Source organism: Pseudovibrio sp. Ad13 (assembly GCF_001623225.1).
Classification (GTDB): domain Bacteria; phylum Pseudomonadota; class Alphaproteobacteria; order Rhizobiales; family Stappiaceae; genus Pseudovibrio.
Window position 1 is genome coordinate 195798 of the sequence record NZ_LMCC01000004.1, and the last position, 15195, is coordinate 210992.

Annotated in this window: 15 protein-coding genes; 14 read left to right on the top strand and 1 reads right to left on the bottom strand. The window is 48.6% G+C overall.

The genetic code is table 11. The annotated features are described in order from the left end of the window. The first annotated feature begins 152 nt into the window (after positions 1 to 152). Positions 153 to 1376, top strand: coding sequence for a DNA recombination protein RmuC (rmuC, locus tag PsAD13_RS05670; protein ID WP_208986450.1), 1224 nt, complete (start codon positions 153 to 155; stop codon positions 1374 to 1376). Positions 1377 to 1380: 4 nt separating this feature from the next. On the opposite strand, the gene PsAD13_RS05675 is transcribed toward rmuC, so the two are convergent. Next, positions 1381 to 2298: a LysR substrate-binding domain-containing protein gene (locus tag PsAD13_RS05675; protein WP_063317525.1), complete on the bottom strand. Its 918-nt coding sequence runs from the start codon at positions 2296 to 2298 to the stop codon at positions 1381 to 1383. A 172-nt stretch (positions 2299 to 2470) separates the two neighbouring features. Between PsAD13_RS05675 and PsAD13_RS05680 the strand changes: the two genes are divergently transcribed. The 13 genes from PsAD13_RS05680 (at position 2471) to PsAD13_RS05740 (ending at position 15191) form a co-directional block, all read left to right on the top strand. Then, a complete protein-coding gene (locus tag PsAD13_RS05680) occupies positions 2471 to 2896 on the top strand; it encodes a VOC family protein (RefSeq protein WP_057464166.1) in 426 nt (141 codons plus the stop codon). A gap of 10 nt (positions 2897 to 2906) precedes the next feature. Further along, on the top strand, positions 2907 to 3905 hold the full coding sequence (locus tag PsAD13_RS05685) for a carbon-nitrogen hydrolase family protein (RefSeq protein ID WP_063317526.1): 999 nt from the start codon (positions 2907 to 2909) through the stop codon (positions 3903 to 3905). Between the two features lie 255 nt (positions 3906 to 4160). Continuing rightward, a complete protein-coding gene (locus PsAD13_RS05690; RefSeq protein WP_063317527.1) occupies positions 4161 to 5159 on the top strand; it encodes a carbon-nitrogen hydrolase family protein in 999 nt (332 codons plus the stop codon). Positions 5160 to 5248: 89 nt separating this feature from the next. After that, positions 5249 to 6193 carry a glyoxylate/hydroxypyruvate reductase A gene (locus PsAD13_RS05695; protein WP_208986451.1) on the top strand — a complete coding sequence of 315 codons (945 nt, stop codon included), beginning with the start codon at positions 5249 to 5251 and terminating at the stop codon, positions 6191 to 6193. Positions 6194 to 6325: 132 nt separating this feature from the next. Next, complete coding sequence (locus PsAD13_RS05700; protein WP_063317529.1) at positions 6326 to 6541, top strand: hypothetical protein; 216 nt, start codon at positions 6326 to 6328, stop codon at positions 6539 to 6541. A 108-nt stretch (positions 6542 to 6649) separates the two neighbouring features. Next, a complete protein-coding gene (locus PsAD13_RS05705; protein ID WP_057464161.1) occupies positions 6650 to 7162 on the top strand; it encodes a prepilin peptidase in 513 nt (170 codons plus the stop codon). Between the two features lie 230 nt (positions 7163 to 7392). Continuing rightward, a complete protein-coding gene (gene cpaB, locus PsAD13_RS05710; RefSeq protein ID WP_063317530.1) occupies positions 7393 to 8172 on the top strand; it encodes a Flp pilus assembly protein CpaB in 780 nt (259 codons plus the stop codon). Between the two features lie 79 nt (positions 8173 to 8251). Further along, positions 8252 to 9634: a type II and III secretion system protein family protein gene (locus tag PsAD13_RS05715; protein ID WP_063317531.1), complete on the top strand. Its 1383-nt coding sequence runs from the start codon at positions 8252 to 8254 to the stop codon at positions 9632 to 9634. Between the two features lie 11 nt (positions 9635 to 9645). Further along, complete coding sequence (locus tag PsAD13_RS05720; protein ID WP_084404651.1) at positions 9646 to 10380, top strand: CpaD family pilus assembly protein; 735 nt, start codon at positions 9646 to 9648, stop codon at positions 10378 to 10380. Positions 10381 to 10391: 11 nt separating this feature from the next. Further along, positions 10392 to 11672, top strand: coding sequence for an AAA family ATPase (locus PsAD13_RS05725; protein WP_063305568.1), 1281 nt, complete (start codon positions 10392 to 10394; stop codon positions 11670 to 11672). A 41-nt stretch (positions 11673 to 11713) separates the two neighbouring features. After that, positions 11714 to 13195 (top strand): CpaF family protein, encoded by a 1482-nt coding sequence (locus PsAD13_RS05730; protein ID WP_063317532.1) that lies wholly within the window; start codon positions 11714 to 11716, stop codon positions 13193 to 13195. Then, positions 13188 to 14207: a type II secretion system F family protein gene (locus PsAD13_RS05735; RefSeq protein WP_084404652.1), complete on the top strand. Its 1020-nt coding sequence runs from the start codon at positions 13188 to 13190 to the stop codon at positions 14205 to 14207. The genes PsAD13_RS05730 and PsAD13_RS05735 overlap by 8 nt, the downstream gene beginning before the upstream one ends. A 9-nt stretch (positions 14208 to 14216) precedes the next feature. Next, positions 14217 to 15191 carry a type II secretion system F family protein gene (locus tag PsAD13_RS05740; protein WP_057464156.1) on the top strand — a complete coding sequence of 325 codons (975 nt, stop codon included), beginning with the start codon at positions 14217 to 14219 and terminating at the stop codon, positions 15189 to 15191. Positions 15192 to 15195: the final 4 nt, after the last annotated feature.

Consider the following 15195-nt stretch of genomic DNA (forward strand, 5'->3'; position numbering starts at 1 on the left):
CCTCTTATGAGAACTTTGCCAAGTCGTTGACTATAGGCTTTTGGCTAGCAGCATTTAATGGATACTCCCCATCAATTGAAGGATGTGGGTTGCAGTGCATCCAAGAAAGCTGAGAGGTATCGCGGTCTTGCAAAGTGTTCTATGTTTGTTTCATGGAACAGACAGTCTTCACATACGGTGCATTCACCCTCTCATATATTCAGGCAACCATAGTTACTGGAGGCCTTTTTTTCCTTTTGCTGCTCATCTGGATCATGAGCCTGCGGGCAAAACTGAACAGAGTGCGTGGTACATCGGTGCTGGAGCAAAAGCGGGCAGAGGATACCGAAGCTGCCTTGGCAAACCTAGTGCGCTCTCAGGGTGAAATGACAGGCCGCATGCAAACCATGGCGGAAGTGTTTGGCTCCCGTCAGTCAGATCTCATGCGTGTGGTGAATGATCGTCTGGATGGTCTTGGAAAAACGCTGGGTGCGTCTGTTCTGGAAACCCACCGCCAAACCCATGCCAGCCTCACGGGCCTGCAAGAACGTATGGCACTGCTCGACAAAGCGAATAAAACCATGGGTGAGCTGGCAGGGCAGGTGACTGACCTACAGATGGTTTTGAACGACAAACAAACCCGCGGCGCATTCGGCCAAGGGCGTATGGAAGCAATCATTGATGACGCCTTGCCGTCAACAAGCTTTTCGTTTCAAAGCACACTCTCCAATCGTTCCCGACCTGATTGTCTGATTCATATGCCGACAGGTGCTCCGCCGCTGGTGGTGGATGCTAAGTTCCCGTTGGAAGCCTTCGCCGCAATCAAGGATGCCGAAACCAAACAAGACCTGAAAGAAGCTGCTGCTCGCTTCCGAAAGGATATCTCCAAGCATCTGGAAGACATCGCAGGCAAGTATTTGCTTCCAGGTGAGACGCAAGACACAGCGCTGATGTTCGTCCCCTCCGAAAGTCTCTTTGCGGAGATCCACGAAGGCTTCCCGGACCTGACGCAGAAAGCCCACCGCCTGCGCGTGGTCATCGTATCACCGTCTCTGCTTGTCCTTGCTGTGCAGGTGATCCAGTCTGTGCTGCGCGATGCCCGCATGCGTGAACAAGCTCACTTCATTCAGGCTGAAGTTGGTAAGCTCCTGCTGGATGTTGGACGTCTGACAGAGCGTGTCTCCAAACTGCAAACCCATTTTGCCCAGACCAACAAAGATCTGGACCAGATCATGATCTCAGGCGACAAAATCGGCAACCGAGCTCGCAAGATTGATGAGATGCAATTGGGCGGCAAAGCAACAGACCACGTCTCATCATCCGCATCACAAGCCCCACAAACAACACACCTTGCAGAAGATGAGTTGCCATCACCCTTTCAGTTTGATCGGCGATAAGCACCTATTCGATCTGTAGTAGATGATCACGCAAGGCGGCCACGGCCGGACGCCTCCAGGCAGCTGAACTCCCAACGATGTAATAGGTGTTCCCCGTCATATGCCGTGCAGGGACTGGCTCGATCAGCGTTCCATCTGCCAGATCTTTCTCAATTAGCAATGAAGGAAGCAAGGCAAGGCCAAGCCCCTGTCGTGCTGCCTCCAGAACCATGAAAAAGTGCTCAAAGGAGAGGGATGTATCTCCAGGCAGGTAGCTTGATAGCTTGTGTGCTTTTGCCCAGTATTCCCAACTACCAAGTCGCGTGGAATGAATGAGGCGGGGCAGGCCCAGAAGGTCTTTTATGCTCTCCGTCTGGGTATCCCCCAACAGGCTTGGATGACAAACCAAAACCATCTCTTCATCACAAATCCGGTGGCTTTCCAGAGCAGGCCAACTGCCACGCCCAACAGTAAGCGCCACATCCACACTGGACGGATCCCAGTTAACTGGATCCTTATGACCAGCTGAAAAGTCGGCTGGGATGGTAACAAGATCAACGCTGATAGCAGGATAGGCCTGCTTAAAGCCTTTGATCCGCTCCATAAACCAGAGATTGGCGAGTGAGGGAAGCGTGCCGATACGCAGCTGACCAGAGACTGAACCCTTCAGCTCATGCTCAAGATCTTCCACCAGCTTCAACGCGTTCTTTGCCTTCTGGCTCAGCAGCAACCCATCTTGAGTAAGGGCCAGCGTTTTTCCCTGACGGGAAAACAACACCAACCCCAGCTGCTCTTCTAGATTCTGAATACGGCGGGATACAGCCCCTTGCGTGATGCCAAGCTCCCGTGCTGCCCGGGTAAAGCTCCCATGCCGCGCTGCTGCATCAAAAACAGGAAGAACGGAAAGGATATGCGAAGTGATCGAAAGACTATGTCGGCTCATGCTATGAGTTTAACTCATGTCTATGTGACTGTCATTGGCCTATCTATGAGATTTTACGTAGTTTAAAACAACTCCAGCATGAGTTTTGGGTATAGAGCCTATTCTAGGTAAGTGGCCCTCAATGCCCCTACCTGAATACGGTTTTTAGTTTGAAAGTAAGGTGAGGCTGAACATGGCGCGTCCATTCCATCTGGCATTTCCGATTGATGATCTGGAACAAACCAAGGCGTTCTACATGGGCGTGCTTGGATGTAAACAGGGCCGTGAACTTGAAGGCAAATGGGTCGATTTTGACCTGTTTGGACACCAGATGTCCGCCCACCTTCGTGAAAAATCACAATTTCCCCTTGGAGTCACTGGTGTTGTTGATGGAGATGCAGTTCCCATTCCTCATTTTGGCGTTGTTTTGCCAATGGATGAATGGAAGACGCTTGCTGATCGACTGAAAACACATGAAACTATTGAATGGTTGCTGGAACCGAAAATCAGGTTCGAAGGGCAACCGGGAGAGCAGGGAACTTTTTTCATCAAAGATCCTTCGGGCAATGCTCTCGAATTCAAGGCATTTGCCAGTGACTCTGACATTTTCGCAACCTGAGTAGATCCCCATGGAAATTTTAGAAGCAACACATACAACACAAAACCCTGCCGAATCTGACCGGGTCAAAGTCGCGCTTGCACAGATCGCTCCGGTCTGGTTGAAGCGAGAAGAAACACTGAAAAAAGTGGCTGATGCGGTAGAACTTGCAGGAAAACAAGGCTGCCAGCTTGTCACCTTCGGCGAAGCACTGGTCCCGGGCTATCCGTTCTGGATAGAACGCACAGACGGTGCACGTTTCAACGACCCGAAGCAAAAAGCGATTTACGCGGAATACCTTGAACAGGGCGTGGTGATTGAAGACGGCCATCTCGATGGCATCTGTGTGATTGCGAAGAAGTACAACATCGCTGTGTATCTCGGTGTCATGGAGCGTGCTGCAAACAGAAGCGGTCATAGTCTCTATTGTTCGCTGGTCTACATCAACCAGAATGGTGAGATCGGCTCCTCGCACCGCAAGCTACAACCGACCTTTGAGGAGCGCCTTGCCTGGGCACCGGGCGATGGAAACGGCTTGCGTGTCCATCCGCTGGGCCGCTTCACCGTGGGTGGCCTCAATTGCTTCGAAAATTGGATGCCTCTGTCTCGCGCTGCCCTTTATGCGCAAGGAGAAGACCTTCACGTTGCCGTTTGGCCGGGTGGGCGACACAACACCGAAGACACAACCCGCTTTGTTGCCAAAGAAAGCAGAAGCTATGTGATCTCAGTCTCTGGCCTCATGCGCCCAACAGATTTCCCGGAAGACACGCTGGAACTTGCCAAGATCCTTGAGAACAGCGATGATTTTCTCGCAAACGGTGGTTCCTGCCTCTCTGCGCCAGATGGGTCCTGGGTGGTAGAGCCGCAAGTCGGTAGGGAAGTTCTGATTACAGCAGAACTGGACCATGCCGTGGTACGTGGTGAACGCCAGAACTTTGATCCAACGGGTCATTACAGCCGACCAGATGTGACACGCTTGATCGTTGATCGGAAACGTCAACAACTCGCGGATTTCATCGACGCTGAATAAAATTAAGTACTCAGGCAGATTTATTGGGGCAGGGTTTTGATTAGCTTAGGTTTTGTCTCTCAAAAAATTCAGTAAAGTTGAGGGATACGACCAGCTACAGGCACCCCTGCCTCATAGTAAGATCAAGACTTGAAATAACAGAATCTCAAAGCAGGTGGTGCTGACGTGCTTCATTGCCTGAATGATAGACTCTGTTGTTTGCAGCCCCGCCAAACCCGAGTGTGATCTTCGCATCTGCAAGCTGAGTATTGAATTATGGAAATTTTGGAAGCAACGCATTTATCTCACGACCCGTCCGCATCTGACAAAATCAAAGTCGCCCTCGCGCAGATCGCTCCAGTCTGGCTGAAGCGTGAAGCGACCTTGGACAAAGTGATTGATGCAGTGGAACTTGCTGGCAAGCAGGGCTGCCAGCTGGTTGCATTTGGAGAGACATTAGTGCCGGGCTATCCGTTCTGGATTGAACGCACAGACGGTGCACGCTTCAATGACCCAAAGCAAAAAGCCATGTACGCCAAATGCCTTGATCAAGCCGTGGTGATTGAGGATGGTCATCTGAATGCTGTCTGTACAGCAGCAAAGAAACACAGCATTTCCGTGTATCTCGGTGTTATGGAGAGGGCAGCAAACAGAAGCGGGCATAGTCTGTACTGCACACTGGTCTACATTGATCAAAACGGAGAGATTGGTTCTGCGCACCGTAAACTGCAGCCAAGCTATGCCGAACGACTTGCGTGGGCGCCGGGAGATGGTAACGGCTTGCGTGTCCATCCGCTGGGCCGCTTTACGGTTGGTGGCCTGAACTGCGCTGAAAACTGGATGCCCTTGTCACGCGTCGCCCTGTATGCGCAAGGAGAAGACCTGCATGTCGCCGTCTGGCCGGGTGGCCTGCGGAACACAGAGGATCCAACACGCTTTGTTGCCAAAGAAAGCAGAAGCTACGTGCTGTCAGTCTCAGGGCTGATGCGTGCTGCAGATTTCCCAACGGATACGCCAGAACTAGCAGAAATACTTGAAAACAGTGGTGAGTTTCTCGCTGATGGCGGGTCTTGTATCGCTGCACCTGATGGATCGTGGGTGGTAGCGCCACAGGTTGGTAAAGAACTCCTGATCACAGCAGAACTGGATCACGCCTTGGTGCGAGCAGATCGCCAACTCTTTGACCCGACCGGCCACTACAGCCGACCGGATGTCACACGTCTGGTCGTCGACCGTAAGCGCCAACAGCTTGCTGAATTCGTCGACTCTGAATAAAACAAATCGCAGATTGATATATTACAGCGTATTTGTGAGATGAGCCTGCTGGTCTCAAACAAAAAATACGCTCAACAATGGAGTGCCTCATGAACCTGGTCTTATCTCTCAAAAGCTTCAACGAACCTGAGTGGATTGACCGTTTGCAGGCACTTCTTCCCAATCGAAAGATTGAGGGCTGGAACGGCGGCGTCGCTGAGCCCGAAAAAGCAGAATATCTCCTTGCCTGGAAACCAGTCCCAGCTGCCTTTGCCGCCCTGCCAAACCTCAAGGTGATCTTTTCACTGGGCGCAGGTGTCGATCATCTGACCTCATTGCCGGAACTCCCCAACCTCCCGTTGGTTCGGATTGTTGACCCAGACCTCACCAGCCGCATGACAGAGTGGGTGGTCTTCCAAACGCTTCTCCACCATCGCCAACATTTAACTTATGCCGCTCAGCAGGAGGCAGGTGTTTGGCATGGACACAGGCAATGGGCAGCAAAGGACGTACGCGTTGGTGTTCTGGGGCTTGGTGAGCTGGGGTTGGACTCTGCAAAAGCCCTCAAAGCGCTGGGCTTTAACGTTGCCGGGTGGTCTCGCTCGCCAAAAGATGTAGATGGCATTGAAAGCTTTGCCGGTGAAGACCAGCTTGAGGCGTTCCTTAATCGTACTGATATTCTGATCAATCTGTTGCCCTCAACACCTGCAACGCACAAGCTGGTCAATGCAGAGCGATTGGCTATGTTGCCTCAATCTGGCGCATTAGGAGGGCCTGTCTACATCAACGCCGGACGTGGTGCGACTCAGGATGAAGCTGCGATCGACACAGCTTTGACATCCGGCCAGCTCAAAGGTGCCAGCCTTGACGTGTTCGCAATCGAGCCTCTGGCTGACACAAGTCCTCTCTGGCGGCAGAAAAACTGCATCATCACACCACATGTGGCAGCTGAGAGCGACCCGCAAGCTCTCTCCGAATATGTTGCTCAGCAAATCAAGGGCTTTGAACGAGGTGAAGCGCTCGAGAACCTAGTTGATTTGGAGGTCGGGTATTAAGTTCACCTGATTCTTGATGAAACCTTAGTTTAGAGTGCCAAATAACGGAAGAAGTTGAGTGCAGGGATCAATCTAAGGTTTAGCTGCAAGGAGTAGCATCAAACACAACTATAACAATTAAGTTGTGACCTGATGCTCTCCATAATCCGAGGTTTGTTCCAGCGAGATCTGGGCAGCGCGACTATTGAATTCAGCCTCATCTCTGGCCTCATCGCTCTGGCGATTCTTGCCATGGTGTCCGCACCAACGCTCAGCAGTGCCTCTTTTATTGCTAAGAATACCACTGCGCAGCCAAACGCAGCCGAGCGTGATCTTCAATTGTGGGAACTGGTGAAGCCAAACAATTAAATTTGTAAATAAATGAATTTTAGCGAGACAAAACTACCAAGTGTTAAGGCCTTCTTTGGAATTACCCTTGCAAAACCATAACATGGTATTTGTGGGGGAGATCACGACATGATTGCAAATGGACTATTGATCATTTTTCCATTGTTGCTTGCAATCGCCGCATTCTTTGATCTCTTCACAATGACGATTCCGAACAAGCTCAACCTGATTATAGTCGTTGCCTTTGTCAGTCTGGCCTTCTTATTGCAATTGCCCCTAGAACAGGTTGGCATGAGCTTCGCACTCGGCTTCGGTGTGATGGTTGTCGGCTTCGGTCTGTTCGCGCTCGGTGTTATGGGCGGCGGTGATGTGAAGTTCCTCGCTGCAATCTCTCTTTGGCTCGGTCTCTCGATGAACATGCTGGACTTTATTTTGCTGACCAGCATTTATGGCGGAGCATTAACGCTGGTTATCCTGGCCTTGCGTAGGGTTCCGTACTTTCCGCAGTTCATGCAGGGGCAGGAATGGCTCTTAAGATTGCATGACAGAAAAGCAGGCGTTCCATACGGGATTGCAATCGCAATTGCGGGGATTCAGGTGTACCCGAAGACCTTCTGGTTTGCTCAAATTCCAACTTTCTGAGCATTTCGCGAGCAATTCATCTTAGTAAAGTATTAATGTTTTGAACTAGTGTGCTTTCACTGGCGCTAACCTATTGCTGTTCATGCATATTCCTAATTTGACTCTATGCACATAAGTAAAAAATACAAATGTAGTGATGTTACGGAATATTAACTATGTCTTGACAATTTTTGCTCAAATTAGGGTTAACGAATGCTGCTTAGCTAAATCTCTTAGAGGGTGGGTGCCACATGAAGGCCTCCAGATTACTAGTTTTAATTATCGCTTTAAGCGCCGGCGGGTTGGCCGCCTGGCTGAACCTGTCTTCCGGTTCCCGGGAGCAGTCGCCAACCATTGTTGCTCCAGTACAAGAAATTCCGTCACTGGATATTCTTGTTGCAGCGCAGGATCTCAAAGTCGGTACATCTCTTATCCAAGGCGATTTAGCTTGGGCTAAATGGCCAGAAGAATCTGTAACTGATGGCGTAATCTTGCGCGGCTCAAGTCCAAATGCAGATGAAGAATTTCTGGGACAGATTATCAAAGCAGCGATGTTTAGTGGCGAACCAATCCGTGCAGAGCGTCTCATTGATACGGACAAAGGCTTCCTGGCAGCGATCCTCCCAAAAGGAAAACGCGCCGTTGCTGTTCCTGTTGATGCAGTCTCTACCGCAGGTGGTTTCATCCTTCCAGGAGACAAGGTTGACGTGCTGATCAGCATGCAAGCCAAAAAACGCGAAGACGGCTTCATCAGTGAAACGCTCCTCGAGAATATCAAGGTGCTCGCTATCGATACCACGACGGCCTCTGAAAACAGTGAGAAGGCGATGTCTCCAGACCAAACAGCTACACTGGAACTCTTGCCCCACGAGGCTGAGGCTATCGCTCGCGCAACCCAGATGGGAACTCTCTCGCTCTCATTGCGCAGTGCTGCAGATTCCAGAGACGGTTTGAAGCAACCGCCGCGCGTCAAAGGTGGTGTGAAGTTCGTAAAATACGGGATTGCCTCCCAGTCTGTTAACGGAAATTAGTAGGTAAACTATGGTTTTTCATCGACAAATTAGTCTGGCGAGAAGTTTACCGCAAAAATGTCGCCTCAGCGGAACTCTCATGCAGTTCCTTCTGATCTTTGCTCTAGCGCTTGTCGGACCGCAGATCGCATTCGCTCAGAACAATTTTGAAGCCACGGTGGAAGTCACTTCCCAGCATCGCGACCATGTCCGCCAACTGAATGTTGGTAAAGGAAGATCTATCGTCCTCAACACAAACGAGGAAGTTCGCGACGTCCTTGTCTCAAATCCAGATATTGCAGATGCTGTTGTCCGCACCAGAACCCGCGTTTTCGTCTTTGGTAATACAATCGGTCAAGCCTCGCTGGTTTTGTTTGGCAATGGTGGCCGCCAACTGGCATCGTTTAACCTAAATGTACAGCCTGATCCATCCGGATTGGTCGACCTCATCCAACGACTGCTGCCGAACTCCGCGATCAATGCTGACGTCGTCAATCAGAGTGTCGTCCTTTCAGGAACAGCAATCTCCGCCCTTGAAGCACAACAAGCCTACGATATCGCGCTGCAGTTTGTGGGCAACGATAGTAAAAAAATTGTCAATACAATTGCGGTTGCTGAGAAAGATCAGGTCCAGCTTAAAGTAACAGTCGCTGAAGTTGACCGGACGACGATTAAGCAGCTTGGCGTTAACCTCCAAGGCTCACTCAAAATTGGTGCTCTTGATGTCAATTTCAATACGTCGCCTGCTTATAACATCAACCCTTCTGTCGTAAATGCAGGATCCCTGGCAGGTAAGTTAGGGTTCGATGGCGGTACGCTTAATCCCACGATCAAAGCGCTCGAGCGTGAAGGGGTAATGAGAACACTGGCGGAGCCAACACTTGTAGCGGTCTCTGGCGAAAACGCTAGCTTCCTCGCCGGTGGTGAGTTCCCGATCCCGGTTGCTTACGAAGACAATAAAGTAAGTCTTGAATTTAAACCTTTTGGTGTTGGGTTGGATTTCACTCCTGTCGTTCTTTCAGAAGGACGCATCAAGCTGCGTGTAAAAACCGAAGTCAGTGAGTTAAGTTCTGAAGGCGCTGTAAGTATCGCCGGTGCTATTGCCGTTTCTGCACTTAAAGTTCGCCGAGCGGAGTCTACACTCGAGCTCCCTTCTGGAGGAACCTTGGTTATGGCAGGTCTCCTGAAGCAGAATTATGGGCAGGAGATTGACGGGATACCTGGCTTAAAGAATATCCCAATTCTCGGTACCATGTTTAAGAGCCGCGATTATATCAATCGCCAAACTGAACTTGTAATTTTTGTGACGCCTTATGTTGTGAGACCAATCGCGCGATCTCAAGTTGCGCGACCTGATGATAATTTTGCAGCACCAAGTGATCAATCTACAATCTTTCTAAACCAATTAAGTCGGATTTACAGGGGAACAGACGCTCCTGTGAAAGGGAATTATCACGGCAAAATTGGCTACATTTACGAGTGAGGACAAGTGAAATGAATACCCTACTGTCACCCACTTTGAAATGTGTACGCAAATTGAGAGAAGCTTCAGTAGTGCTCGGTGCTGTTGCTATGCTTGGAGCATGTCAGTCACAACCATCATATGTTGAACATCAGTCGATTGCAGACTTTGACTATCGGAAAAGACATCCGATTGTCATTACAGAGGCGCCTGAAAACTTTGATATTCCCGTAGCTGGGGAGATGCGTAATTTGAATGGGTCCATGAAAACGGCGGTTGCTGCGTTTGGTAAGCAAGCTGATATCGATGGAAATGGATTTGTTGAGGTTTTGGTTCCGTCAGGTTCTGGGAATGAAGCAGCAGCAAAAGCTATTTCCCCTCAGATTCGCACCGCATTGAAAAAAGGTGGGGTAGCCGCAAATCATATCGTTATGAGGAGCTACGCGGTGTCTGACATGAGTGCATCAGCACCAGTTCGTCTTTCATTTATGCGTGTGAAAGGGATTGTGCGTGATTGCGGCAATTGGCCTGATGCGATGATAAGCAATCCTCAAAACACAGACTATCACAACTTCGGGTGTGCTACTCAGGCAAACCTCGCTGCGATGGTCGATAATCCGACAGACCTGTTGCGACCACGCCCCTTGGGACCGAATGATCCCTCGAGAACCAATGAGATTTTGGCAAACAACCGATCTGGAGACCTGACTGCAGGTCAGTATGGAGCTGGTGTTGGCACAAACGTATCATCCGTGGCGCAGAACTAGTGGGATAAACTATGAGCGATTTAGCGCAGTTCGATTCAGATGCCTCATCACGGCAAGAAACGACGAGTCAGCTTTCAACTTCTGACTTTCAGTTTGTAAATATTCCGCGAATTTCTGTTCAGGCATTTTGCGTGGATTCGAGAACATCAGAGACGATCCAGAATGCGAGCTTAGATCGCCGGATGTCGAAGACGCATACGATGGTGCGACAAGGTGGTATTCCCGCAGCTGTAGAAACATTTGAAAGTGCCGCTACACCTAACTTCTTGATTGTCGAATCGTTGTCTAATCCAAAAGAGATGATCGCTGAGTTAGATCGGCTGGCTGAGTATTGTGATGCTGGGACTAATGTTCTTGTTATTGGGCGCATAAATGATGTCAACTTGTACAGAACGCTCATTAGCAGAGGTGTCGGCGAGTACATTGTCGGACCAATTGATATCCCTCAATTAATAAATACCATTGGTCAATTTTATGCAAATACTGACGCGGAACCCTTCGGTCGAACTGTGGCTGTAATCGGTGCTAAAGGTGGATGTGGTGCATCGTCAGTTGCTCATAATCTGTCTTGGTCAATTGCGAAAACACTCGACAACGATGTTGCCATTGCTGATTTGGATTTGCCATTTGGAACAGCAGGTTTAGATTTTAATCAAGACCCATTACAAGGCATAATGGAAGCAATTGCATCTCCTGAGCGGCTTGATGACACGCTACTGGATCGCCTTCTTGCTAAGTGTAATGACCGTCTCAGATTGTTAGCAGCACCAGCTACGCTTGATCAAACCTACGATTTTGATACTGAGAAGTTTGATCAAGTTATTGAGGTCATGCAGAAAGGAACGCCGACTGTCGTTCTTGACTTGCCGCACACGTGGAACAGCTGGGTACGGCATATCCTTGCACATGTAGACGAAGTCTTGATTGTAGCTGAGCCTGATTTAGCAAATCTTCGAAATGCAAAGAATCTAGTAGATAGCATTGGTCAACTCCGACCAAATGACACAAAACCATACTTGGTTTTGAACAAGGTTGGCATTCCGAAACGACCTGAAATTAAGCCTGATGAGTTTAGTAGCGCTTTAGATGTGGTTTCTTTAGCGGTAATGCCGTTTGAGCCTGCATTGTTTGGGACTGCATCTAACAACGGTCAGATGATTGCAGAGTTTGATAGCAAACACGCTGTTGCGGGTTTGTTTGAAGAGATTGCGGCCAAGGTCACGGGCAAGGCTGAAACGTATACAAAAAGCAAGTCACTCATCGCATCTCTTATTAAAAAAGTCCGCAAATAGTCCTCTGGTTGATTTTGTGCTGATTTCAAAGGCGGAAGAATATGTTTGGTAGACGTGGCAACGGTGAATTTGGAAACAAAAATCCAAAGTCTGCTCCAATAAATCCTGCGATACAGAAACAGGCAACAAAGCCTGCTGTTCAGGACACACCAAGCACTGCAAAACCTAAGTCGTCTGGCGCCGAAGTTCAGCAGGAAAAGCCCAATGAAACTGCTCCTGAAACACAACGAACTCAGGAGTACTACGCAACCAAGGCATCGATTTTCAATGCATTGGTGGAGGCAATCGATCTTTCGCAATTGAGCCGGTTGGATCAAGAAGATGCACGTGACGAGATCCGGGATGTCGTCAATGACATCATCGCCCTCAAAAACCTCGTCATGTCGATTTCTGAGCAAGAAGATCTGCTTGAAGACATTTGCAACGATGTGTTGGGTTATGGACCACTTGAGCCGCTATTAGCCCGTGATGACATTGCCGATATCATGGTGAATGGGGCGAACACCATCTATATCGAAACGGCTGGCATGGTGGAGCAAACCAACATCCAGTTTCGCGATAATCGTCAGCTGATGAACATTTGCCAGCGAATTGTGTCTCAGGTTGGTCGTCGTGTAGATGAAGCCAGCCCGATATGTGATGCGCGCCTTCCTGATGGTTCTCGTGTAAACGTGATTGCCCCACCACTGTCATTGGACGGACCAGCGCTGACAATTCGTAAGTTTAAGAAAGACAAGCTTACACTCGACCAGTTGGTGAATTTTGGTTCGATTTCGCCTGAAGGCGCTGAGATCCTGGAAATTATCGGCCGGGTCCAATGTAATACGGTTATTTCTGGTGGTACGGGTTCAGGCAAAACCACGCTTTTGAACTGCTTAACGCGCTATATCGATAGCACGGAACGCATTATCACTTGCGAAGATAGCGCCGAACTCCAACTTCAGCAGCCACATGTCGTCAGATTGGAAACCAGACCTCCAAATCTGGAAGGTGAGGGTGAGATCACAATGCGTGACCTCGTGAAAAACTGTCTGCGTATGCGCCCTGAGCGGATCATTGTAGGTGAGGTGCGTGGCCCGGAAGTCTTTGACTTGCTTCAGGCGATGAACACCGGTCACGATGGCTCAATGGGTACGATTCACTCCAACTCCCCACGTGAGTGCTTGAAGCGTATTGAATCCATGATTGCTCTTGGAGGTTTCTCTCTTCCATCTAAAACTGTACGCGAGATCATTGTTGGCTCTATTGATGTGATTGTCCAGGCTGCACGCTTGAGAGATGGTTCGCGTCGCATTACCCATATTACCGAAGTCGTCGGAATGGAGGGAGATGTCATCACGACACAAGATCTCTTCACCTATGACATCACAGGAGAAGACGCGAATGGCAAAATCATAGGCCAGCATCGCTCTACCGGCATAGGACGTCCGCTCTTCTGGGAAAGAGCAAGATACTTCAACGAGGAAGAGCGGCTAGCCCGCGCGCTAGATGCTTCAGATGTTTCTGGAGGGCTGCATGGCTGACCTGAATAGCTTTCTGGCTTCTCCGCTGGCAGATTATCTGATTACAGCTTTGATTATGGTGAGCGTTGTGGGTGTCACGTTCACGCTTTTGATGCCAATGTTCTCTAGAGACAAACTAGATAAACGAAAAGAAGGCCTTGTTAATAGTAGTAATTCTGTGGCTGGGAGTAGTGCCAAAAGAGTAGATACAACTGCGAGGCGGAAATCAGTACAAGATCAACTTAAGACGATGGAGGCTGCTCAGGCAGCAAAGAAAAAAAATGCTGATAAACCAATTTTTGCAGATTGGATTGGGCAAGCTGGTCTAACTTGGTCAAAGCCTAAGTTTTACGTAATTTCGGTTGGTTGTGGTCTTTCTATCTTTCTTATCAGCGTATTGCTTGGTCAACCGATCTGGATTTCGTTTGCACTACTTTTTGTTGGCATCTTCGGTTTACCGCGACTTTATGTTTCTAGAAAGCGAAAGAAACGTTTCAGTAAATTTCTTGATGAGTTTCCAAACGCAGTAGATATCATTGTGCGCGGTATTAAATCAGGAATGCCGCTTGGAGACTGCATGCAAATTGCTGCAACAGAATCCAAAGATCCAGTCGGAGCTGAGTTTGCTCACGTGCTCGACAAAATGCATATGGGCATGCCGTTGGCGGAAGCAATACACTATATTCCCAAAAGAGTACCACTTCAGGAAACAAACTTTCTTGCAATCGTCATTACAATTCAAGCTCAAGCTGGCGGTAGTCTTTCTGAAGCACTCGGTAATTTATCAAAAACACTTCGTCAACGCAAAGAAATGAAGGGTAAGATTAAAGCCGTTAGTCAGGAAGCGAAAACTTCTGCTGCAATTATCGGCTCACTTCCATTTCTTGTGACACTAATGCTTTCAGCGGTAGCGCCAGACTATATTGGTTTGCTCATTGAAACCGAAATTGGCCTAATTCTAGTTGGTATTGGTCTGTTTTGGATGTCGTTAGGTATACTGGTGATGCGCAAGATGATTGACTTCAAAATATAGGTCCTTGGTATGTTTTTAGCTGATCTTGGAAACAGCAATGTTTTTGTCGTTATCCTTACTCTTTTAGCAGTATCGGGTACTATCTACGCATTACTTATGCCGCTGTTCGATCGTGACGAGTTGAAAAGTAGAATGAAGTCAGTCGCGCTTGAGCGTGAGCAAATCCGCGCACGCGAAAGAAGTAGACTCGCAAATCAGAAAGAGAATGAGCGTGTTTCTCTCCGGAGTAGTCCGAAAGAGAGTGTGCGTGAGTTTGTTGATAAATATAACTTAAAAAATCTTTTGGCTAGTGAAAGCTTGATTAGAAAACTGAAAATGGCGGGATATAGGGGGGCTTCACCTTTATATACTTATTTGTTTCTGCAAATTATTTTGCCGATTGGATTTTTTGCATTTACATTTTTCTATCTGGAAGTCGTTCTCAAGATTGAGACTTCAATCGCTGGGGTCCTTTTGATATCATTATTGGTCGCAGCTATTGGTTTTGTTGGTCCAGGCGTTTTTGTGCAGAACCAAATAGCAAAAAGGCAAGAATCTATAAGATTGGCTTGGCCAGACGCAATGGACCTAATGCTGATCTGCATTGAATCTGGAATGTCAATCGAGGCAGCATTTAAAAAAGTTGCTGAAGAAGTTGGTACTCAGTCAGCAGCTCTTGCAGAAGAACTGGTATTGGCGACTGCTGAATTATCATTTTTAGATGAACGCAGGAATGCCTATCTGAATCTTGCAGAGCGAACCGGCCTTGATGGTGTTAAGGACGTTGTTGTTGCTCTGATGCAGGCAGAAAAGTATGGAACTCCTATCGGATTTGCATTGAGAGTGCTTTCAGATGAAAACCGACAGGCGAGAATGCAAGAAGCTGAACGAAAGGCTGCTGCGCTTCCACCGCGTTTAACGGTACCAATGATGATGTTTTTCATGCCAGTGTTGTTTATTGTAATTATCGCACCGGCTGCAATTCAGGTCATGCAAACTTTCTAACCCA